Source organism: Curtobacterium oceanosedimentum, from assembly GCF_020297365.1.
GTDB lineage: Bacteria > Actinomycetota > Actinomycetes > Actinomycetales > Microbacteriaceae > Curtobacterium.
Genome location: NZ_JAIXIG010000026.1, coordinates 12,202 through 31,764 on the forward strand (window position 1 = coordinate 12,202; position 19,563 = coordinate 31,764).

General features: G+C 69.0%; 19 protein-coding genes. 6 read left to right on the forward strand and 13 right to left on the reverse strand.

Translation table 11 applies throughout. The annotated features are described in order from the left end of the window. Positions 1–379 precede the first annotated feature (379 nt). From rplI to LEL83_RS12155, 5 genes are all read right to left on the reverse strand, one after another. A complete protein-coding gene (gene rplI / locus LEL83_RS12135) occupies positions 380–832 on the reverse strand; it encodes a 50S ribosomal protein L9 (protein WP_198657168.1) in 453 nt (150 codons plus the stop codon). A 14-nt stretch (positions 833–846) separates the two neighbouring features. Then, positions 847–1,104 carry a 30S ribosomal protein S18 gene (gene rpsR, locus LEL83_RS12140; RefSeq protein WP_017887834.1) on the reverse strand — a complete coding sequence of 86 codons (258 nt, stop codon included), beginning with the start codon at positions 1,102–1,104 and terminating at the stop codon, positions 847–849. Positions 1,105–1,204: 100 nt separating this feature from the next. Next, the gene (locus LEL83_RS12145) at positions 1,205–1,783 is read right to left on the reverse strand and encodes a single-stranded DNA-binding protein (RefSeq protein ID WP_198657169.1); all 579 of its coding nucleotides are present in this window, start codon (positions 1,781–1,783) and stop codon (positions 1,205–1,207) included. Between the two features lie 3 nt (positions 1,784–1,786). Further along, positions 1,787–2,170 carry a 30S ribosomal protein S6 gene (rpsF, locus tag LEL83_RS12150; RefSeq protein ID WP_198657170.1) on the reverse strand — a complete coding sequence of 128 codons (384 nt, stop codon included), beginning with the start codon at positions 2,168–2,170 and terminating at the stop codon, positions 1,787–1,789. A 175-nt stretch (positions 2,171–2,345) separates the two neighbouring features. Further along, the gene (locus LEL83_RS12155; RefSeq protein ID WP_225559013.1) at positions 2,346–3,785 is read right to left on the reverse strand and encodes a CCA tRNA nucleotidyltransferase; all 1,440 of its coding nucleotides are present in this window, start codon (positions 3,783–3,785) and stop codon (positions 2,346–2,348) included. 127 nt (positions 3,786–3,912) lie between these two features. On the opposite strand from LEL83_RS12155, the gene LEL83_RS12160 reads away from it, so the two are divergent. The 5 genes from LEL83_RS12160 (at position 3,913) to LEL83_RS12180 (ending at position 12,012) form a co-directional block, all read left to right on the forward strand. Beyond that, positions 3,913–8,055: a DUF6049 family protein gene (locus LEL83_RS12160; protein WP_225559014.1), complete on the forward strand. Its 4,143-nt coding sequence runs from the start codon at positions 3,913–3,915 to the stop codon at positions 8,053–8,055. Between the two features lie 92 nt (positions 8,056–8,147). Beyond that, entirely contained in the window at positions 8,148–9,146 is a 999-nt protein-coding gene (gene trxB, locus LEL83_RS12165; protein WP_198657172.1) for a thioredoxin-disulfide reductase, read from the forward strand. Positions 9,147–9,209: 63 nt separating this feature from the next. Next, positions 9,210–9,536, forward strand: coding sequence for a thioredoxin (gene trxA / locus LEL83_RS12170; protein ID WP_017887828.1), 327 nt, complete (start codon positions 9,210–9,212; stop codon positions 9,534–9,536). 150 nt (positions 9,537–9,686) lie between these two features. Continuing rightward, positions 9,687–10,988: an aminotransferase-like domain-containing protein gene (locus LEL83_RS12175; RefSeq protein WP_225559015.1), complete on the forward strand. Its 1,302-nt coding sequence runs from the start codon at positions 9,687–9,689 to the stop codon at positions 10,986–10,988. Positions 10,989–11,049: 61 nt separating this feature from the next. Beyond that, the gene (locus LEL83_RS12180; protein ID WP_225559016.1) at positions 11,050–12,012 is read left to right on the forward strand and encodes a D-alanine--D-alanine ligase family protein; all 963 of its coding nucleotides are present in this window, start codon (positions 11,050–11,052) and stop codon (positions 12,010–12,012) included. 530 nt (positions 12,013–12,542) lie between these two features. Here the strand turns inward: LEL83_RS12180 and LEL83_RS12185 are convergent. From LEL83_RS12185 to rpmH, 8 genes are all read right to left on the reverse strand, one after another. Next, positions 12,543–13,517, reverse strand: a complete 975-nt coding sequence (locus tag LEL83_RS12185) for a ParB/RepB/Spo0J family partition protein (RefSeq protein WP_225559017.1) — start codon at positions 13,515–13,517, stop codon at positions 12,543–12,545. Then, positions 13,517–14,410 carry a ParA family protein gene (locus tag LEL83_RS12190; protein WP_269802230.1) on the reverse strand — a complete coding sequence of 298 codons (894 nt, stop codon included), beginning with the start codon at positions 14,408–14,410 and terminating at the stop codon, positions 13,517–13,519. The genes LEL83_RS12185 and LEL83_RS12190 overlap by 1 nt, the downstream gene beginning before the upstream one ends. Before the next feature lie 81 nt (positions 14,411–14,491). Then, positions 14,492–15,151: a 16S rRNA (guanine(527)-N(7))-methyltransferase RsmG gene (rsmG, locus tag LEL83_RS12195; protein ID WP_225559018.1), complete on the reverse strand. Its 660-nt coding sequence runs from the start codon at positions 15,149–15,151 to the stop codon at positions 14,492–14,494. Beyond that, a complete protein-coding gene (locus LEL83_RS12200) occupies positions 15,148–15,642 on the reverse strand; it encodes a Jag family protein (RefSeq protein WP_225559019.1) in 495 nt (164 codons plus the stop codon). Before LEL83_RS12200 ends, rsmG begins: the two co-directional genes overlap by 4 nt. Further along, positions 15,643–16,611 (reverse strand): membrane protein insertase YidC, encoded by a 969-nt coding sequence (yidC, locus tag LEL83_RS12205; RefSeq protein WP_225559020.1) that lies wholly within the window; start codon positions 16,609–16,611, stop codon positions 15,643–15,645. Between the two features lie 8 nt (positions 16,612–16,619). Beyond that, entirely contained in the window at positions 16,620–17,000 is a 381-nt protein-coding gene (yidD, locus tag LEL83_RS12210; RefSeq protein WP_198657179.1) for a membrane protein insertion efficiency factor YidD, read from the reverse strand. Next, on the reverse strand, positions 16,997–17,347 hold the full coding sequence (gene rnpA, locus LEL83_RS12215; RefSeq protein WP_225559021.1) for a ribonuclease P protein component: 351 nt from the start codon (positions 17,345–17,347) through the stop codon (positions 16,997–16,999). Before rnpA ends, yidD begins: the two co-directional genes overlap by 4 nt. Positions 17,348–17,395: 48 nt before the next feature. Then, complete coding sequence (gene rpmH, locus LEL83_RS12220; RefSeq protein WP_022889115.1) at positions 17,396–17,533, reverse strand: 50S ribosomal protein L34; 138 nt, start codon at positions 17,531–17,533, stop codon at positions 17,396–17,398. A 512-nt stretch (positions 17,534–18,045) separates the two neighbouring features. Between rpmH and dnaA the strand changes: the two genes are divergently transcribed. Next, positions 18,046–19,500 (forward strand): chromosomal replication initiator protein DnaA, encoded by a 1,455-nt coding sequence (gene dnaA / locus LEL83_RS12225; protein WP_198657181.1) that lies wholly within the window; start codon positions 18,046–18,048, stop codon positions 19,498–19,500. Positions 19,501–19,563: the final 63 nt, after the last annotated feature.

Here is a 19,563-nt window from a genome sequence, read left to right on the forward strand (position 1 = left end):
GGTTGGGGATAACGAGCCAGGGGAACACAGTTTCGACCGTCTGACCTGGGGTTTCGAGTTTCATACGGTGTGTGGAAAAGTGGGCTTCAAGTGCGCGTTGAAGGTTCGGATTTGACACGTTTCCACTGTGTAAAACGACTTGACAAGCGCCTCCCCTGTGGGGAGCGTTCTCGGGGTGCTCCCAGCAAGTCTCGGGTGCGGCGGAGCGGTAACCAGCCAGCCCAGGCCGAGCCGCGCCTCCAGTCGGTCGCATCATGAGCAGAAGATGTCGGGTCCGGCCCCACGAGCCGACCCGACCCCGCCCGCCGTACCCCCACACACGCAACGACGGGCGGGCCTCCCGGAGGAGACCCGCCCGTCGTGGAGCGGAACGTCAGTGCTACTTGGCAGCGACGACCTTGAGCGAGATCACGGCAGTGATGTCCTCGCGCAGACGCACGGTGGCCTCGTGGTCACCGACGGTCTTGATGGTCGCGGGGACCTCGACCTTGCGCTTGTCGAGCGAGCCGACGCCCTGCGCCTGGACGGCGTCAGCGACGTCCGCCGGACGCACGGAGCCGAACAGACGACCGTCCTTGCCGGCCTTGACCGACAGCTGGATGGTGGCGTTCTCGAGCTTCATCTTGAGGTCCTGTGCCTCTTCGATGGTGGCGAGCTCGCGCGCGGTACGCGCGGCACGGATCGACTCGACCTGCTTCTCGCCGCCCTTGGACCACGCGACAGCGAAGCCCTGGGGGATGAGGTAGTTGCGGGCGTAGCCGTTCTTGACGTCGACGACGTCACCGGCGGAACCGAGGCCGGAGACCTCGTGGGTGAGGATGAGCTTCGACATGTGTCGACCTCCGATCAGCGGCCGGAGCCGGCGTAGGGGAGGAGCGCCATCTCACGGGCGTTCTTCACGGCACGGGCGATGAGGCGCTGCTCCTGGACGGAGACGCCGGTGATGCGACGGGCGCGGATCTTTCCACGCTCCGAGATGAACTTGCGAAGGGTCGCGACGTCCTTGTAGTCGATGACGCCGACCTTGATCGACTTCGCGGGAGCGGCGTTCTTGCCGCCCTTGCCGCGAGGCTTCCGGCGATCGCCGGTGCTCTTTCCAGCCATTGTGGTTTTTCCTTAGAAGAAGAGTTGTGTGTCCGTCGGGACGCTGAGGATCAGAACGGAACTCGCAGTTGCCGCTGTCAGGCGGCGCTGCGTGCTCCGATCAGAACGGGGTCTCGTCGTCGAAGTTGCCACCGGGGGTGCTCCACACGTCGTTCGACTGTGCGTTGCCGCCACCCTGCTGGCCACCCTGCGGGGACCACGGCGCGTCAGACTGACCGCCACCGTTGTTGTTGCCGCCGCCGTTCCAGCCGCCGTTGCCACCGCCGCCGGAGTTGCCTCCGCCGACCTGGCCACGACCGCCGCCGCCACTGCCACCCGCTGCGCGGGTGATCTGTGCGGTGGCGTACCGGAGCGACGGGCCGATCTCGTCGACCTCGAGCTCGATGCTCGTGCGCTGCTGACCCTCACGGTCCTGGTAGGAACGCTGACGCAGACGACCCTGCGCGATGACGCGCGAGCCCTTCGTCAGCGACCCCGCCACGTGCTCGGCGAACTCGCGCCACACACTCGCGCGGAGGAACAGCGCGTCGCCGTCCTTCCACTCGTTCGCCTGACGGTCGAACGTGCGAGGGGTCGACGCGATGGTGAAGTTCGCCACGGCGAGCCCGTTCTGCGTGTAGCGCAGCTCGGGGTCCGCGGTGAGGTTGCCCACCACCGTGATGACGGTTTCGCCGGCCACGGGTTACTCGGCGCTCGCGGTCGCGGTTGCGGACGCGTTGGCGGCCTTGCGGGCCGCACGTGCCTCGTCGCGCTGCTTCTGGGCGGCGACCTGCGCGATGCCCTCTTCGGCGCGGAGGACCTTCGTGCGGAGCACGGCCTCGGAGAGCCCGAGCTGACGGTCCAGCTCGTTGGCGGCCTCGGGGGTCGACGTGAAGTCGACGACGGCGTAGATGCCCTCGGACTTCTTGGCGATCTCGTAGGCCAGGCGGCGACGGCCCCAGACGTCCACGTTGTCCACGGTGCCACCCGCGTTGCGGATCACGGCGAGGAACTTGTCCAGGCTGGGAGCGACGGTGCGCTCGTCGATCTCGGGGTCGAGGATCGCCATCAGTTCGTACTGGTGCATGCGGAACCCACCTCCTCTGGTCTCAGCGGCCCCGGGCAGTTCCCGGGGCAGGAGGGTTGATGCATGTGCCCCGTCCACGCAGGTGCGCGAGGGGCAACCTGGGTAGCCTACCGGACTGCCTGGAGGCGCGCCACCGGCCTGTGGAGAGCGGTCGCGCCCGTCAGGCGGTCGCGTATCAGGCGCTGGTGTCGCCTCGGGCGCTCCACCAGGCGCGCAGGCGCGCCTCGGCCTCGTCGGACCCGAGGGGTCCTTCGTCCATCCGCGCCTCGAGCAGGAACCGGTAGGCCTCGCCCACGGCACGCCCCGGCGGGATGTCGAGGATCCGCATGATGTCGTCGCCGGTCAGGTCCGGCCGGATCGAGTCGAGTTCCTCCTGCTCGGACAGCACCCGGATGCGGTCCTCCAGGTCGTCGTACGCGAACGCCAAGCGGTCGGCCTTCCGCCGGTTCCGTGTGGTCACGTCGGAGCGTGTGAGCTCGTGGAGTCGCTCGAGCTGGTCCCCGGCGTCGCGGACGTAGCGGCGGACGGCCGAGTCGGTCCAGGCGCCCTCGGTGTACCCGAAGAACCGCAGGTGCAGCTCGATCAGGCGGGACACCGCGGCGATCGTGTCGTTGTCGAACCGCAGGGCACGGAGCCGCTTCTTCGCCAGCTTCGAGCCGACCAGGTCGTGGTGGTGGAAGCTGACGGCGCCGCCCGGTTCGAGCTTGCGGGTCGCGGGCTTGCCGATGTCGTGCAGCAGTGCCGCGAGTCGGAGCACGGTGTCCGGGGGATCGCCGGCGTGCCGCTCGGCCTCGTACCCGATGGCCTGCTCGAGCACGGTGAGCGAGTGCTCGTAGACGTCCTTGTGGTGGTGGTGCTCGTCGATCTCCAGGCGCATCTCGGGCAGCTCCGGCAGGAACCGCTCGGCCAGCCCGGTGTCGACGAGCAGCCGGATGCCGGGCACCGGGTCGCTCGTGTTCAGCATCTTGACGACTTCGTCGCGCACCCGCTCGGCCGACACGATGTCGATCGCCCCGGCGAGCTCCTGCATCGCGGCCCGCACGTCGTCGTCGACGGTGAACCCGAGCTGCGACGTGAACCGCGCCGCCCGCATCATCCGCAGCGGGTCGTCCCGGAAGGACACGAGCGCGGCCTGCGGGGTGCGCAGGCGGGCGGCCAGCAGGTCCTCGACACCGCCGTGCACGTCCACGAGCTCGCGGGCCGGCAGCCGCAGGGCCATGGCGTTCACCGTGAAGTCACGGCGGAGCAGGTCGTCCTCGATGGTGTCGCCGAACGCGACCTCGGGCTTGCGGGTCTCACCGTCGTAGACGTCGCTGCGGTACGTGGTGATCTCGACCTGTTCGCCGGCGATCCGCGCGGCGATGGTGCCGAACTGTCGGCCGACGTCCCAGGTGGCGCTCGCCATCGGGTCCACGATCCGCAGGATCGCATCAGGACGGGCGTCGGTGGTGAAGTCGAGATCGGTCACGGGCCGGCCGAGGAACGCGTCACGGACGGGTCCGCCGACGAGGGCGAGTTCGTGTCCGGCGTCGGCGAAGGCCCGAGCGAGGAGGGCGACGGGCTCGGTGGCGGCGAGTGCGTCGAGTCGTTCGACGGCCTGGGCAACGGACTGCATGACGGTGCTCATCCTCCCAGATCGAGGCCCCGAGTTCTCCACGAACCCCGCGCGCACGGGACCTGTTCATGGCAGTGCCTCATACACTCGTGCTCGGCCCGAACCGACCCCGTGGCCCGCTCCTCGTATGCAGATGCTCCGCACCACGCTCGCCGCAGCCGCGTCGACCCTCGTCGCGCTCGGCCTGGTCGTCGCGCCCGTCACCACCGACCACGCCTCGGCCGCCACGGTCTCCGCGCCGAAGACGCACGCCGCCGCTCCGGCCGCCGCCGACGAGGGCAAGGCGACCATCGCCATCGCCCCGGCGAACCGCGGGGTCGTGCAGCGCGACCAGGACCTCACCCTGTCGGTGACGGTCACGAACGACACCGACGCCGACCTGCCCGCGGGCACGGCCGAGTTCGACATCTTCCGTTCGGTGAGCACACGAGCCGTCCTGGCGAGCTGGCTCAGCGACACCACCACAACCGGTTACCTCGGTGCCCTGATGGACTCGGTGGACATCCCGGCGATCCCGGCGCACCGTTCGGTGACCATCGACTCGGTCGAGATCGTCTCGGGCAACGTCGCACTCGGCGGGTACTCCACGTTCGGTGCCCGACGCATCGCCGCGGAGTACACGGCGGGGGACGCGTTCGCCGTCGACCGCTCCGCCATCACCTGGTACCCCGACTTCGTGCAGGCACCGGTGAGCGTCTCCGTGGCCATGCCCGTCACCGTGCCGAGGTCGACCGACGGCGTCCTCACGCCCGCGGTGCTGGCCGCCGCGACGTCGATCGACGGCACCCTCACGCAGCAGCTGCGTGCAGCCGAGGACCACAACGTCGCCGTCGCCGTCGACCCCCGGATCATCGCGTCAATCCGGATCCTGGGCGACAACGCGCCGTCGAGCGCGACGGCCTGGCTGCAGCGCCTCGAGTCGCTCCGCAACGAGACCTTCGCGCTGCCCTACGCCGACGCCGACGTCACCGGCCTGCGGCAGGCGGGCGCGGACGGCATCCTGTCGCCGATCTCGCTCGACCAGTCCGTCGATCCCGAGGACTTCCCCGGCGCCGAGACCCCGGCGCCGACCCCGACCGCCACCCCGGGACAGACCACGTCGCCGACCCCGAGTGCCGCGCCGGGCGACACCCCGGACGACGGCACCGACGAACCGCAGGAGACCCTGCCGACCACCGAGTCGCTGCTCGACTTCCCGTACTCGATGGAGTCCATCGCCTGGCCGACCGAGGGAACGGTGTCCTCTGCCGACCTGCCGGCACTGGCACGCGCGGGGACCGAGACCACGATCGTGTCGAGCGGCAACACCTCGGCCGGACCGGACACCACCATCGCCGCGTCCGAGAAGATCGGCGACGACCACGTGCTCGTCTCCGACCAGTCGATGTCGTCGCTCCTCCGCACCGCCGCGACCGCCGGCGACCGGCAGACGTACGCGTCGTCGATGTCCGAGCTCACCGCGACCCTCGCCACGGCCGTCCCCACCGAGTCCGCCGCCGGGCCGATCCTGCTGACGCTCGGGCGGGAGTGGCCGTCCGACTCGACCCGCCTCGGCCAGGCCCTCGACGCCCTCGAGAACACGGCGTGGGTCGCCCCCGCCGACCTCTCCGTCGCCTCGGACGCGGTCGCCGGCTCGCTCACGCTCAGCAGTGCCTCCACCGGGAAGGCCCGCATCGACGACCTCCGCCGCCTGGTGCGGGGGGAGCAGGGGCTCGCGGCCTTCGCCACCGTCCTCGACACACCCGCCGAGATCACCGCTCCGGCTCGACTCCGCCTGCTGGCACTCGCGTCGAACGCCTGGCGTGACGACCCGCAGGGGCTCGGGTCCGCCATCGAGGCGCGCACCGCCGCATGGGCGAAGAGCACGACCGAGGTCGGCATCGTCGACTCGAGCAGCCTGACCCTGCTCGGCGACCAGTCCGCCCTGCCGGTCTCCATCCGGAACAGCTCCGCCCACCCGGTCACCGTGCGCCTGTCGGTGCGACCGTCCAACTCCGCGCTCCGGGTCGTCCGGAACGACATCGTCGTCGAGATCCAGCCCGACTCCTCCACCCGCACGACCGTCCCCGTGCAGTCGGTGGCGAACGGCACGGTCCAGCTCACCATGTCGCTGTCGAGCCCGACCGGCGTCACGATTTCCGACCCCGCGACGGTCGAGCTCAACGTGCAGGCGCAGTGGGAGACGCTGATCACGGCGGCCGCGGCGATCGCCCTGATCGGCATCTTCGGCTTCGGCATCTTCCGCAGCATCCGCAAGCGCGCCCGACGTCGCAACGGCGAGGTCGACGACGACGAGGACCCGAACCGCCCCCTGGCGGTCCAGCCCACGGTCGGAGGCACCCCTGTACCGGCAGCGCGGCCTGGAGGCTCGGATCACCCCGCCGCCGCGGCCCACGCTCCGGACGTGGCCGGGTCCGGCACCGGCGCAGCCGGTGTCGCCGGCGTCGGAGCGGGTCTGAGCGACGCGAGCCCGGCCTCGGCCGCGGTCGCAGCACCGGGCGGCGACCCCCTGCAGGACGCCATCGCTCGTGCCGGAGCCGAACCGCGCCTCCCGTCCGACACCGCACGCAACACCGTCGCGGACGACCGCGACCCCGAGGAGCCGACCATCAGCAGCAGCCAGCCCCAGCCCGACGTCGACGCCGAGCAGGGCACCGAGCGCAACCTGGGCCGCGCGAGCGCGATGCTCGCCGCGGGCACGATGGTGAGCCGCATCCTCGGCTTCGCGAAGACCTTCGTGCTCGCCTACGCGATCGGGCAGAACGCGAGCCCCTCGGCGAACGCCTTCGCGGTCGCCAACCAGCTGCCGAACAACATCTACGCGCTGATCGCCGGGGGTCTGCTGTCCGCGGTGCTCATCCCGCAGATCGTCCGCGCGATGAAGAACGGGACCGACGGCGGGCAGTCCTACGTCAACAAGATCGTGACGCTCGGTGGCTCGGTGTTCATCGTCATCGCGGTCGTCGCGACGGCGATCGCGCCGCTGCTCGTGCGCTTCTACACGTCCTCCTCGTCGGACGCCGGTCCGGCAGCCACCGACCTCGCGGTCGCCTTCGCCTTCTGGTGCCTGCCGCAGATCCTCTTCTACGCGATGTACTCGCTGCTCGGCGAGGTCCTCAACGCCAAGCAGGTGTTCGGGCCGTTCACGTGGGCGCCGTTGCTGAACAACGTCATCGCGATCGCCGGACTCGTGGTGTTCATCGCCCTGTACGGCAGCAGCGGCAGCCAGCTCGACGAGTGGACACCGGCGAAGATCGCCCTGCTCGCCGGTAGCGCCTCGCTCGGGGTGTTCGCCCAGGCGGCGTTCCTGCCCTTCTTCTGGAAGCGCGCCGGACTGACGTTCCGACCGGACTTCCGGTGGCGCGGTGTCGGTCTCGAGTCGACGGGCACGGCGGCCGGCTGGCTCTTCGCGATGATCCTCGTGACGCAGCTCGCCGGGGTCGTGCAGTCGGCCGTCGCGTGGAAGGGGCAGGACGACGGACCCGGCAACGCCGTGCTCGGCAACGCGTGGCTCATCTTCATGCTCCCGCACTCGATCATCGCGGTCTCGATCGCCACGGCCTACTTCACGCGCATGAGCCACGACGCCGAGCGCGGTGACCTGGACGCGGTGCGCCGCAACCTCTCGCTGTCGCTCCGCATCATCGGGCTCTTCACGGTCTTCGCCTCCGTCGCCCTGGTCGTCGTCGCGGTGCCGTTCGGTCGCCTGTACGAGGGCACGTTCGAGAGCGCGCTGCAGGTCGGCGCCGTCCTCGTCGCGTACATGCCGGGGCTCGTGCTGTTCAGCATGCTGTTCGTGATCCAGCGGGTGTTCTGGGCCATGCACGACCACCGCACGCCGTTCCTGATGCAGTGCGTCCAGTCGGTGCTGTTCGTGGTCGGTGCCCTCGCCGTGTCGACCTTCCCGACCTCGGTGATCGGCATCGGTGTCGCGGCGTGCACGACGATCGCCGGGACCGCCCAGACGATCGTGGCGCTCGTCCTCGTGCGTCGGAAGCTCGGCAGCATCGAGGGTCCGGTCGTCACGCGGTCCCACGTGCAGTTCGTCATCGCCGCGCTGATCGCCGGCGTCGCCGGGCTCCTCGTCGTCAACTTCTTCGGGGCGTTCTCCGAGGCCGGGTTCGCGATGTCCGACCGCACGGGTGCCCTCATCACCATCGTCCTGACCGGCGCGGTGATGGCCCTGGTGTACTTCGGGGCGCTCGTCGTCGCGAAGAACGGCGAGATCGGCAACGCGGTCACCCTGCTCCGGAACAAGCTCGGCCGCTGAACGACGCCGATCACCGCACGCACGGGCCGCGTGGAATGCCGCGTCGCTACGATGGGTTGACCCGGTCAGACGCAACGGAAGGGCACTCAGGCATGCGCCAGCTCATCATCATCGGTTCCGGCCCGGCCGGGTTCACCGCCGGCATCTACGCCGCGCGCGCGGAGCTCAAGCCGCTCATCGTCGCATCCAGCGTCGAGACGGGCGGTGAACTCACCAAGACGACCGAGGTCGAGAACTTCCCCGGCTTCCCCGAGGGCATCCAGGGCCCCGACCTCATGATCAAGATGCAGGAGCAGGCCGAGAAGTTCGGCGCCGAGGTCCTGTACGACGACGCCGTCTCGGTCGACCTGACGGGCAAGATCAAGAAGGTCACCGTCGGCTCCGGCGAGACCTACGAAGCCCTCGCGGTCATCTACGCGACGGGTTCGGCCTACCGGCATCTCGGCCTCGCCGACGAAGAGCGCCTGTCCGGTCACGGCGTCTCGTGGTGCGCGACCTGCGACGGGTTCTTCTTCCGACAGAAGAACATCGCTGTCGTCGGCGGTGGCGACTCCGCGATGGAGGAGGCGACGTTCCTCACCCGCTTCGCCGACAAGGTGACGGTCATCCACCGCAAGGACAGCCTGCGTGCGTCGAAGATCATGCAGGACCGCGCGATGAACGACCCGAAGATCGAGTTCGCGTGGAACAAGGAGGTCACCGGCATCACGGGTGACTCCGCGGTCGAGGGTGTCAGCCTGCGGGACACGGTCACGGGTGAGGAGTCGGAGCTCGCGCTCGACGGCCTGTTCATCGCGATCGGCAACGACCCGCGCACGCACCTGATCCACGGTCAGATCGACATCGCACCCGAGGGCACCATCGCGGTGCAGGGCCGCTCGTCGAAGACCAACCTGCCCGGTGTCTTCGCCGCGGGCGACGTCATCGACCCGACCTACCGCCAGGCCATCACGGCGGCCGGCTCCGGCACGGTCGCGGCGCTCGACGCAGAGAAGTACCTCGCCGAGCTCGAGGACTCGCTGACCGACGAGGCAGAGGGTGTCGGCCCGACCGAGCCCGCCATCCTCGACGTCACCTCGGCGCACGCCTGACCCACGGAATACCACGACGGCCCTGCCGTTGTACCCCCTGAACGACTTCTCGAAGGAGCACACATGTCCAACGCCAAGGCTGTCACCGACGCCACCTTCTCGGACGAGGTCCTCAAGTCCGACAAGACGATCCTGGTCGACTTCTGGGCCGAGTGGTGTGGCCCGTGCCGCGCGGTCTCGCCGATCCTCGACCAGATCGCCGAAGAGCACGCCGGCAAGATCGAGATCGTCAAGCTCAACGTCGACGACAACCCCCAGTCGGCCATGAACTACCAGATCACGTCGATCCCGGCGATGAAGGTCTTCAAGGGCGGCGAGGTCGTCAAGACCGTCATCGGCGCCAAGCCGAAGCCCGCGCTCGAGGCCGACCTCGCCGAGTTCCTCGCGTAGGTCTCCCCACACGAACGGCCCCGCTCTCCACGGAGAGCGGGGCCGTCGTCGTTCCGGGCCACGCGTTCGCGATCGGCCCCGTCGCGGAGCCGTGGTTCCCGAGGTCGATGTCGTAGTGTGGCGGGAATGTCCCACTGAACGGAGCACTCGATGACGAACGGCAACAGCCTCGACCCCTGGTACGACTCCTACGCCCAGCGCACCGCCGGGCTGAGCGCCTCCGAGGTCCGAGCCCTGTTCGCCGTCGCCTCGCGCCCTGAGGTGGTCTCCCTGGCCGGCGGGATGCCCTTCGTCTCCGCGCTCCCCAGAGAGCTCGTCACGGGCTCCCTGGACCGCGTCATGCACGAGGACGCCGCCATGGCGCTGCAGTACGGCGGGGGACAGGGCCTGCGGTCGCTCCGTGAGCACATCGTGGACGTCATGAGCCTGGAGGGCATCCGCGCGAGCGCCGAGGACGTCGTCGTGACGACCGGCTCGCAGCACGCCCTCGACCTCGTCACGCGGCTCTTCATCGACCCGGGTGACGTGGTGCTGGCCGAGTCGCCGTCCTACGTCGGTGCCATCGGTGTGTTCCGCTCGTACCAGGCCGAGACGGTGCACGTCGCGACCGACGAGCACGGGCTCGTCCCCGAGGCGCTGCGCGAGGCGATCGCGAACCTGCGCGCCCAGGGCAAGCGGATGAAGTTCCTCTACACGATCCCGAACTTCCACAACCCGGCCGGCGTCACGATGAGCCGGGAGCGCCGCATCGAGGTGCTCGACATCTGCCGGTCCAACAACATCCTGGTGCTCGAGGACAACCCGTACGGGCTCCTCTGGTTCGACGAGCCGGCGCCGCAGGCGATCCGCTCCATCGACGAGGAGGGCGTGGTGTACCTCGGCTCCTTCTCGAAGACGCTCGCGCCGGGGTTCCGCGTCGGCTGGGCGCTGGCACCGCACGCCATTCGCGAGAAGCTGGTCCTGGCGAACGAGTCGGCGGTCCTCGCCCCGAACTCGTTCGGTCAGTACGTCGTCAACAACTACCTGGACGCCGCCGACTGGAAGGGCCAGGTCGACACGTTCCGCGGCATCTACGCCGAGCGCCGCGACGCGATGCTGTCCGCGCTCGGGGAGTTCCTGCCGGACCTGTCGTGGACGAAGCCGAACGGCGGGTTCTTCGTCTGGCTCACGCTGCCGGAGTCCCTCGACTCGAAGGGCATGCTGCCGCGCGCCGTCAAGGAGCTCGTCGCCTACACCCCGGGCACGGCCTTCTACGCCGACGGTCGCGGTGGCGGGAACATCCGGCTGTCGTTCTGCTACCCGACGCCGGAACAGATCCGGATCGGCGTCAAGCGACTCGCGAACGTGGTCAACGACGAGCTCGAACTCATCGAGACCTTCGGCCCGGCGACCCGCCCCACCGCCGTCACCGAGTCCTCCTCGGTCAGTGCGCCGCCGCCGAACATCTCCTGACCAGCGCTTTTCCGCTGCGCGGGCCGCGCAGCACCGTACCTGCACACCGGAGGATCCCCGCATGGCCGAGCTCACCCGTCGTCACGTCGTCGTCGTCGCGGGAGGGATCTCCCACGAGCGGGACGTCTCCCTCCGCTCGGGCCGACGGGTCGCTGACTCGCTGACCGGCTACGGCTGGCAGGTCGACCTCCGTGACGCCGACGCCATGCTCCTGCCTGCGCTCGGCAAGGACCGCCCGGACGTCGTGTGGCCGGCCCTGCACGGCGCCTCCGGTGAGGACGGCGCCCTGCGGGGCGTCCTGGAGGCTCTGGACATCCCGTTCGTCGGCTCGCGTTCCACGTCGGCTCGGCTGGCATGGGACAAGCCCACGGCTTCGGCGCTGGTCGCCCGCGCCGGCGTCCGGACGCCGAGGTCGGTGACGCTGTCCCACGACGTGTTCCGCGAGCTCGGTGCCGTCGGGGTCCTCGAAGGCATCGCCACCGAACACCCGGTGCCGCTCGCGGTGAAGCCCGCCCGGGGCGGCAGCGCCCAGGGGGTCACGCTCGTCGACGACGTGCACGACCTGCCCCGTGCGATGGTGGCGGCCTACACCTACTGCGACGACGTCGTGATCGAGCAGCTCATCCGCGGCACCGAGGTCGCGATCGGCATCATCGACACCGGCGACGGTCCCGCAGCACTGTCCGCGGTGGAGATCGTCCCTCGCAACGGCATCTACGGGTTCGAGGCCCGGTACAACGCGGGGGAGACCACCTTCTACACGCCGGCACGCCTGCCCGAGGAGCACGCCGAGGCAGCCGCCGAGGCGGCGGTGGCAGCGCACCGCGCGCTGGGTCTACGCCACCTGTCCCGCGTCGACCTGATCATCGACGCCGCCGGCACCCCGTGGTTCCTCGAGGCGAACGTCCTCCCCGGGCTCACGGAGACGTCACTCCTGCCGCAGGCGCTCTCCGCGTCGGGCTTCGACCTCGGTTGGACGTACGCCGAACTCGCTGAGCAGGCCATCCGCGACCACCGCTCCTGACCCCGCGGTGTTCCACGTGGAACACCGACACAGCGCGAGGGATGGGCGCGGCATCGCCCAGCGCTCCGAGAAGCGCGCCCGCGGTCCGCGCTCGTGTTCCACGTGGAACACGAATCATTACTCGGGCAGGTTCTACGCTCAGCGGCGCTGTGCCGCCCGAAATCGCGGGCAATGGGTACGAAAGGAGCCCGTGGCGCGTCCGCACCGCCCAGGCGGCCGCTCAGGCGCTGCGTGACACCACAGAGCCGTGCGGCTCTCGGGGTTGGAGCAAGAACCAGCCGTGCGCCTGCCGTCGCACACCAATCGACGCGATCAGAACCCCTCAACGGTGCATGCGCCCCGTTCATTTGTGGCGCAGACATCACTCAAGACGTCCCGCCAGCACCTGTTGACAGGGACAGCGCGGCACAGCATCGGGGCCCGTGCAGCACCATCATCTGGCCTGCGCACGGGGAAGCGTTCCACGTGGAACACCGCCCGCGGCGAGAGCGGCGAAGGCGGCGGGATCGCTGAGACGTCGCGCCGACGCCTCAGCTCGAGACGTCGCTGATGCCCAGCTCGCCGAGGATCCGGTTCAGGTCGTCGCCATTCGCGAAGTCGATCGTCACAGAATTCTTCCGCGCACCGACGGCAATCTTGACACGGGTGTTGAGCCGATCGCCGATCCGCTCGGCCAGGTCGTCGAAGTGCGCCTGCCGCTTGTTCGGCTGCGTCACCTGCTTCGGCGGGGTCTTCGACGACAGCTGCTGGGCGATGGCCTCCGCCGCACGGACGGACAGGTCCTCGTTCACGATCTTCTCGGCGAGGTACTCCATCGCCTCCGCATCCGGAGCGGCGAGGATGGCACGAGCGTGCCCGGCAGACAGCACACCTGCAGCGACGCGACGCTGCACGGGGGAGGGGAGCCGCAGCAGACGGATGGTGTTCGTGATCTGCGGGCGCGAGCGGCCGATCCGCTGCCCGAGCTGCTCTTGGGTGATCCCGAAGTCCGCGAGGAGCTGCTGGTACGCCGACGCCTCTTCCAGCGGGTTGAGCTGCGCGCGGTGCAGGTTCTCGAGGAGCGCGTCCCGGAGCATGGCGTCGTCCGGTGTGTCCTTGACGATCGCTGGGATCGTGCTGAGCCCGAGTTCCTTCGTCGCGCGCAGACGCCGCTCACCCATGATGAGCTCGTACTGCGGCTCCGTCCCCGTGGCGCCCGCGATCGGACGGACGACGATGGGCTGGAGCACACCGATTTCCCGGATCGAGTGCACGAGCTCCTGGAGCTCCTCTTCGCGGAACTCCTTGCGGGGCTGCTGCGCGTTCGGCACGACGTCGAGCGGGTTGAGGTTGGCGAGACGCGCACCCGGCACGGCCACCAGTTCATCGGCCGTCGGTGCCGCGGACGGCGATGCCGGCGATCCACCGGTAGGGAAGAAGACGTCGACCGGACGGTCCTGCTGCTCCGTCGCGGTCGGGATGAGTGCGCCGATACCGCGGCCGAGGCCGGTTCGCTTGGGTGCCATCAGTGCTTCGCTCCTCGTGCTGCGATCTCGGCGGCCGCTTCCAGGTAGGAGAGCGACCCGGTGGAGTTCACGTCGTACGCCACGACGCTCTGCCCGTAGCTCGGGGCCTCGCTGACGCGGACGGATCGGGGGATCATGGCCTGCAAGACCTGGCTGCCGAAGTGCTCCCGGACGTCGTTCGCCACCTGGTTCGACAGGTTCGTGCGGCTGTCGTACATCGTGAGCAGGATCGTCGAGACCCGGAGCTTCGGGTTGAGGTGCCGCTCGATGAGCTCGATGTTCCGCAGCAGCTGGCTCAGCCCTTCGAGCGCGTAGTACTCGCACTGGATCGGGATGAGGACCTCTTGCGCGGCGACGAACGCGTTGATCGTGAGCAGGCCGAGCGACGGTGGGCAGTCGATGAAGACGTAGTGGTACGGCTCGTCGAGCGACTGCAGGTACATCTCGAGGGCGGTCCGGAGACGCTGCTCACGAGCGACCAGGGAGACCAACTCGATCTCGGCCCCGGCGAGGTGGATCGTCGCCGGCACGCACCACAGGGTGTCCGACTCGGGGGAGGCCTGCACCGTGTCCGCCATGGGAGCCTCGTCGACGATGACGTCGTAGATGCTCGCGACCTCGGCCTGGTGGTCCACACCGAGCGCGGTGGACGCGTTCCCCTGCGGGTCGAGGTCGATCACCAGCACGCGCGCGCCGCCGTGGGCGAGTCCGGCGGCGAGGTTGACCGTCGTCGTCGTCTTGCCGACGCCGCCCTTCTGGTTCGAGACGGTGATGATCCGGGTCTCGGAGGGCAGCGGGAACTGCTGTGTTGCGATCGCCCGTCGACGACGGTTCAGGTCGGCGATCTCTCGGGCGAGTGGCGTCGATGCGTCGTAGTTGGTCGATGAACTCAACGAGTGCCTCTTCCCCGGTTCAGTGTTTCACGTGGAACGCGGGGCCACTGGCGGCCGGATGAACCGACCCGCGCCGCAGCGTCAGTCAACTGTAGCCCGGAAGACCCGCGTGGTCTCGGTGACCACACCGTCCCCGAGCTCGAGTACCTCGACATCAGCGAGGCGCTTCCGGAGGATCACCTTCCGCGCCTTCTCGATCTCCTCGTCGACCCGCGCACCCTTCATGAGGATGAGCTGCCCGCCGGACCGGGCGAGCGGCACCGTGAGCGGGATGAGCTTCGAGAGCGCACTCACCGCGCGTGCTGTGACCTGGTCGGCAACGATGTCGTCCGCGACGTCCTCAGCTCGGCCGCGGACCACGGTGACGTTCTCGAGCCCGAGGCGGTCGGCCTCGCTCCGGAGCCAGTCGGTCCGGCGCTCCATCGGTTCGATGAGCGAGAACTCGACATCCGGACGGGCGATCGCGAGCACGAGGCCGGGGAGGCCGGCTCCGGAGCCGACGTCGGCAACGCGGCCACGGGCCTCCAGGAGGGGTGCCAGCAGCGCGGAATTGAGGATGTGTCGCGTCCACAGCCGAGGCAGTTCGAGCGGGCCGATCAAGCCCAGTTCCTCGCCTCGTCGAGCGAGCTCGTTCGTGAACGAGCGTGCGAGGTCGATCCGGTCACCGAAGAGCGTGACCGCGGCGGGGGGCTCGACCTCGAGCGCCGGCGCCTCCTCGGTGGGGACGGGTGCGTCCGTCATCGGGTGACGACCGTGTGGCGGTCCCGACCCTCGCCCTCGGACTCAGAGTGGAAGCCCTTCTCGGCCACCAGGTCGTGCACCAGCTTGCGCTCGTACGACGACATCGGGGGGAGTGCCGCGGTCGCCGAGCCCCCCTCGATGCGCTCCACGGCCGTGTCGACCAGGCGCTGCAGCTCCTCGGCGCGGGCGTCCCGCGATCCGCCGACGTCCAGGATGAGTCGGCTGAACTCGCCGGTCTCCGCCTGCACGGCGATGCGGGTGAGCTCCTGCAGCGCCGTCACAGTGTCCGGCTTGGACAGCACGCGAAGCGCCTCTCCGTCGTCCGTGACCGACAGGTACACGCGGCCGCCGCGCTCCTCGATCTCCAGGTCGCCGTCGAGGTCGCAGATGTCGAGGAGTTCCTCGATGTAGTCCGCGGCGATGTCCGCTTCGTCGCGGGCGTCCTCGGCCTCGGTGGTGTCGACGGCCGCGGCGGTGTCCTGCTCGGTCACTTACTTCTTCCCGTTCTTCTTCGAGCGCTGCTTGCCGACCGGCTGCTGACGCTGGGTGGTCACGCGCACGGCCTCGATCTCGGCCGCACCGGCACCGGCGCCGGCCTCGGCGAGCACCGGGGTCGCGGTCCCGCGACGCTGGGCCTTCTTCGCCAGACGGGCCTCACGCGCGAGCGCTGCTTCGGAGCCGGGCGTCGGCATGCTGCGGATGACGAAGTACTGCTGCGCCATCGTCCAGACGTTCGAGGCGAGCCAGTAGAACATGACACCGAGGGGGAAGCTCAGGCCCGAGATGATGAAGACCAGCGGGAGGATGTACAGCATCATCTTCTGCTGGCGGTACATCGGAGACTCCTTGGTCTCCGGCGACATGTTCTTCGCGACGAGCTGCAGCTGCGTGATGAACTGCGAGGCGGTCATCACGACGATCATGACGCCCGCGATGACGCGGACCTCCCACCCGGAGGCGTTCGTGAACGTCTCGTGCAGCGGCGCCCCGAACAGGGCCGCGTTGCCGAACGACGCCGCGAGGTCGTTCGTGAGCAGGCCGATGCCCTTTTGGTTGATCTGGGCCTCGTGCAGCACGGAGTACAGCGAGAAGAAGATCGGCATCTGCAGCAGCAGCGGCAGGCAGGAGCTGAGCGGGTTGGTCCCGGTCTCCTTGTAGAGCGCCATGGTCTCGCGGCTCATGGCCTCACGCGAGAACTGGTCCTTCTTGCCCTTGTACTTGTCCTGGATCTTCTTGAGCTGCGGCGCGACCTCGAGCATGCGGCGCTGCGACTTGATCTGCCGCACGAAGATCGGGATGAGCGCGGCACGGACCACGAACGTCAGGAAGATGATCGAGAGGACCCAGGTCACGCCCGCGCCGGGGTCCATGCCGATGGTCTCGAAGATCCAGTGGAAGCCGACGAGGATGGCCGAGACCACCCACTTGAGCGGCCAGAGGAGCGTTCCGATGATGTCCATGGGGACGGCTACGCCTTTCGAGTGCGCTGGGGGAGCAGGACCGGCCGGGCCGTTCCGACCGCGGGGTGCGGCTGCTGCGGGATCGGCGCGAGGACGAACCCGAACCGGTTGACGACGAAGGGGCGACGGCGTTCCTGCACGTCGTCGATGCCACCTGCAGCCCAGGGGTTGCAGCGGGCGATGCGCCAGGCGCCCTTGGCGGTCCCACGTACGACGCCGTACTGCTGGATCGCTTCGAGGGCGTACCGGGAGCACGACGGGTGGTAGCGGCAGACGTTGCCGTACAGCGGGGAGATCACCGCACGGTAGGCCCGGAGCACGACGACGCACGCGTTGCGTGGGAGCAACGCGACGACCCAGGCCAGCCGGGTCCACAGAGTGCGGTTCATGCTGCCTTCTCCATCCCGCGCGCGAAGGAGCGCGTGACGTCTTCGAGCAGGGTAGGCCATCCGGCCTGCGATGCGGCTGGCAGTACGCGGACCACCACGTCGAACCCCTCGGGGGCTCCGACGAGCAGGTCGTGGGCGATCGCCTTGCACCGCCGTCTGATCAGGTTCCGGGTCACGGCGTTGCCCACCGTCTTCGCGACGATGAACCCGAACCGCGTCGGGCCGCGGTGGTCCGCCGGTTGACGGACCACGGACACGACGACGTGCGCCGTGGCGCTCTTGCGACCACGACGCACGACGTTCCGGTAGTCGTCCCCGCGGACGATGCGGTTGGCGCTGGCCAACACTGCGACGCCGGGGTCAGACCGAGGACCGGATCAGGCGGAAGAGGCTGATCAGGCCGAGAGCTCGGTGCGGCCCTTGGCGCGACGCGCCGACAGGATGGCGCGGCCGGCACGCGTCCGCATGCGGAGGCGGAAGCCGTGCTTCTTGGCGCGACGACGGTTGTTCGGCTGGAAGGTGCGCTTGCTCATGATGTTCTCCACACGGCTGCTCGCGGCGAGCCGTCACGTACGTGTAGCCGTCCGGGTGTCGAACGGCGCAGATGGGCGCGACCGAACGGCCGCAGTCAACTGGTTAACGGTACGTGACGGGGACGGGCAGGTCAAACCCCGCCTGACCGTCCGGTGGCCCCGACCACCGGTGGCGGTCGCCCGAGGCAATTCTCCACATTGGGGAGAACTTCCGTTCGGTGCGGTTGCGTCCGGTCCTTTACAGTGGGGGGATCGATCGGCTCTCCGGCCCGGTACGACAGGGAAGTACTCCTGTCGGAGGACACGGAGCCATCGTGGACAAGACTGTGGACAACCCTGTGGGAACCTCCGCGGCGACGGAGCGACGACGAAGCCCCAGGAGCCACCGACGAACCGCCGGCGACGACCCGGTCCGAGTGCGGTCGCCCAGGACGCCACACCATGTCCGACCCCGCAGGGCGCACCCTCGCCCGGCAGCGAACGCACGACACGACCCTGGAGACGAGCGCGACATGACGATGCCGGCCGACCCCGTCGAGGACCTCTGGTCATCCGTACTCGGACTCCTCGCCGAGGACCCCCGCATCACCCCGCAGCTCCACGGGTTCCTCAACCTCGTCGAGCCGAAGGGCGTGCTGGCCGGCACCCTGTACCTCGAGGTGCCGAACGACCTGACCCGGGGGATGCTCGAACAGCGCATCCGCATCCCGATCACCGAGGCCGTCGGACGCATCGGCGACGACTCGGTCGCGAACTTCGCCATCACGGTGAACCCGGACATGGCGTCCGAGCCGCGCGTCGACCCGAACGTGCCCGAGTACGCCGAGCCCGTGCAGGAAGCCGTCGAGCAGAGTGCGGCCCCGCGCCAGTACATCGAGGCGCCGTTCGTCCCGAGCCAGATCGACTCCCCGGGCACCGGCGGTCGCCCTGAGTCGCGGCTGAACCCGAAGTACAACTTCGACAACTTCGTCATCGGCTCGTCGAACCGGTTCGCCCACGCCGCGGCGGTCGCTGTGGCCGAGGCGCCCGCCAAGGCCTACAACCCGCTGTTCATCTACGGCGACTCCGGGTTGGGCAAGACCCACCTGCTCCACGCCATCGGGCACTACGCCGAGAGCCTCTACCCGGGGATCCGCGTCCGGTACGTGTCGAGCGAGGAGTTCACGAACGACTTCATCAACTCGATCGCGAACAACCGGTCGAACCAGTTCCAGCAGCGCTACCGCGACATCGACATCCTGCTCATCGACGACATCCAGTTCCTCCAGGGCAAGGACTCGACGCAGGAGGCCTTCTTCCACACGTTCAACACGTTGCACGACCACAACAAGCAGGTCGTCATCACGTCGGACGTGGCACCGAAGCACCTGACCGGCTTCGAGGACCGCATGCGCTCCCGCTTCGAGTGGGGCCTGATCACCGACGTGCAGGCGCCCGAGCTCGAGACCCGCATCGCGATCCTGCGCAAGAAGGCCCAGTCCGACCACCTGCAGGTGCCCGACGACATCCTCGAGTTCATGGCGTCGAAGGTGTCCAGCAACATCCGCGAACTCGAGGGGACGCTCATCCGCGTGACCGCGTTCGCGAGCCTCAACCGCACCGCCGTCGACATGGCCCTCGTGCAGACCGTCCTCAAGGACCTGATCACCCTCGACGAGGACAACGTGGTCGCGCCGACGGACATCATCAACCACACCGCGGAGTACTTCAAGCTCTCCGTCGACGACCTGTACGGGTCCTCCCGCTCGCAGGCCATCGCCACCGCACGGCAGATCGCGATGTACCTCTGCCGCGAGCTGACGAGCCTGTCCCTGCCGAAGATCGGGCAGCTGTTCGGCAACCGCGACCACACCACCGTGATGTACGCGAACAAGAAGATCACCGAGCTGATGAAGGAGCGGCGGTCGATCTACAACCAGGTCACCGAGCTCACCAGCCGCATCAAGCAGGACCGCCGGTACCGCTGAGATCAGCGCCGATCCGGCACCGTCCACCATCTGAGACGGTTCCATGGGCCGGAGTTCTCACAG

Excerpts from the sequence above, each read along its gene's own strand:
- trxB (WP_198657172.1), top strand. The coding sequence starts at position 8,148 with ATGCGCCAGCTCATCATCATCGGTTCCGGCCCGGCCGGGTTCACCGCC.
- LEL83_RS12155 (WP_225559013.1), bottom strand. The coding sequence starts at position 3,785 with ATGCAGTCCGTTGCCCAGGCCGTCGAACGACTCGACGCACTCGCCGCC.
- rplI (WP_198657168.1), bottom strand. The coding sequence starts at position 832 with ATGTCGAAGCTCATCCTCACCCACGAGGTCTCCGGCCTCGGTTCCGCC.
- rsmG (WP_225559018.1), bottom strand. The coding sequence starts at position 15,151 with ATGACGGACGCACCCGTCCCCACCGAGGAGGCGCCGGCGCTCGAGGTC.
- yidC (WP_225559020.1), bottom strand. The coding sequence starts at position 16,611 with ATGGACATCATCGGAACGCTCCTCTGGCCGCTCAAGTGGGTGGTCTCG.
- LEL83_RS12185 (WP_225559017.1), bottom strand. The coding sequence starts at position 13,517 with ATGGCACCCAAGCGAACCGGCCTCGGCCGCGGTATCGGCGCACTCATC.
- dnaA (WP_198657181.1), top strand. The coding sequence starts at position 18,046 with ATGACGATGCCGGCCGACCCCGTCGAGGACCTCTGGTCATCCGTACTC.
- rpmH (WP_022889115.1), bottom strand. The coding sequence starts at position 17,533 with ATGAGCAAGCGCACCTTCCAGCCGAACAACCGTCGTCGCGCCAAGAAG.
- rpsR (WP_017887834.1), bottom strand. The coding sequence starts at position 1,104 with ATGGCTGGAAAGAGCACCGGCGATCGCCGGAAGCCTCGCGGCAAGGGC.
- LEL83_RS12175 (WP_225559015.1), top strand. The coding sequence starts at position 9,687 with ATGACGAACGGCAACAGCCTCGACCCCTGGTACGACTCCTACGCCCAG.
- rpsF (WP_198657170.1), bottom strand. The coding sequence starts at position 2,170 with ATGCACCAGTACGAACTGATGGCGATCCTCGACCCCGAGATCGACGAG.
- LEL83_RS12160 (WP_225559014.1), top strand. The coding sequence starts at position 3,913 with ATGCAGATGCTCCGCACCACGCTCGCCGCAGCCGCGTCGACCCTCGTC.
- trxA (WP_017887828.1), top strand. The coding sequence starts at position 9,210 with ATGTCCAACGCCAAGGCTGTCACCGACGCCACCTTCTCGGACGAGGTC.
- LEL83_RS12180 (WP_225559016.1), top strand. The coding sequence starts at position 11,050 with ATGGCCGAGCTCACCCGTCGTCACGTCGTCGTCGTCGCGGGAGGGATC.
- yidD (WP_198657179.1), bottom strand. The coding sequence starts at position 17,000 with ATGAACCGCACTCTGTGGACCCGGCTGGCCTGGGTCGTCGCGTTGCTC.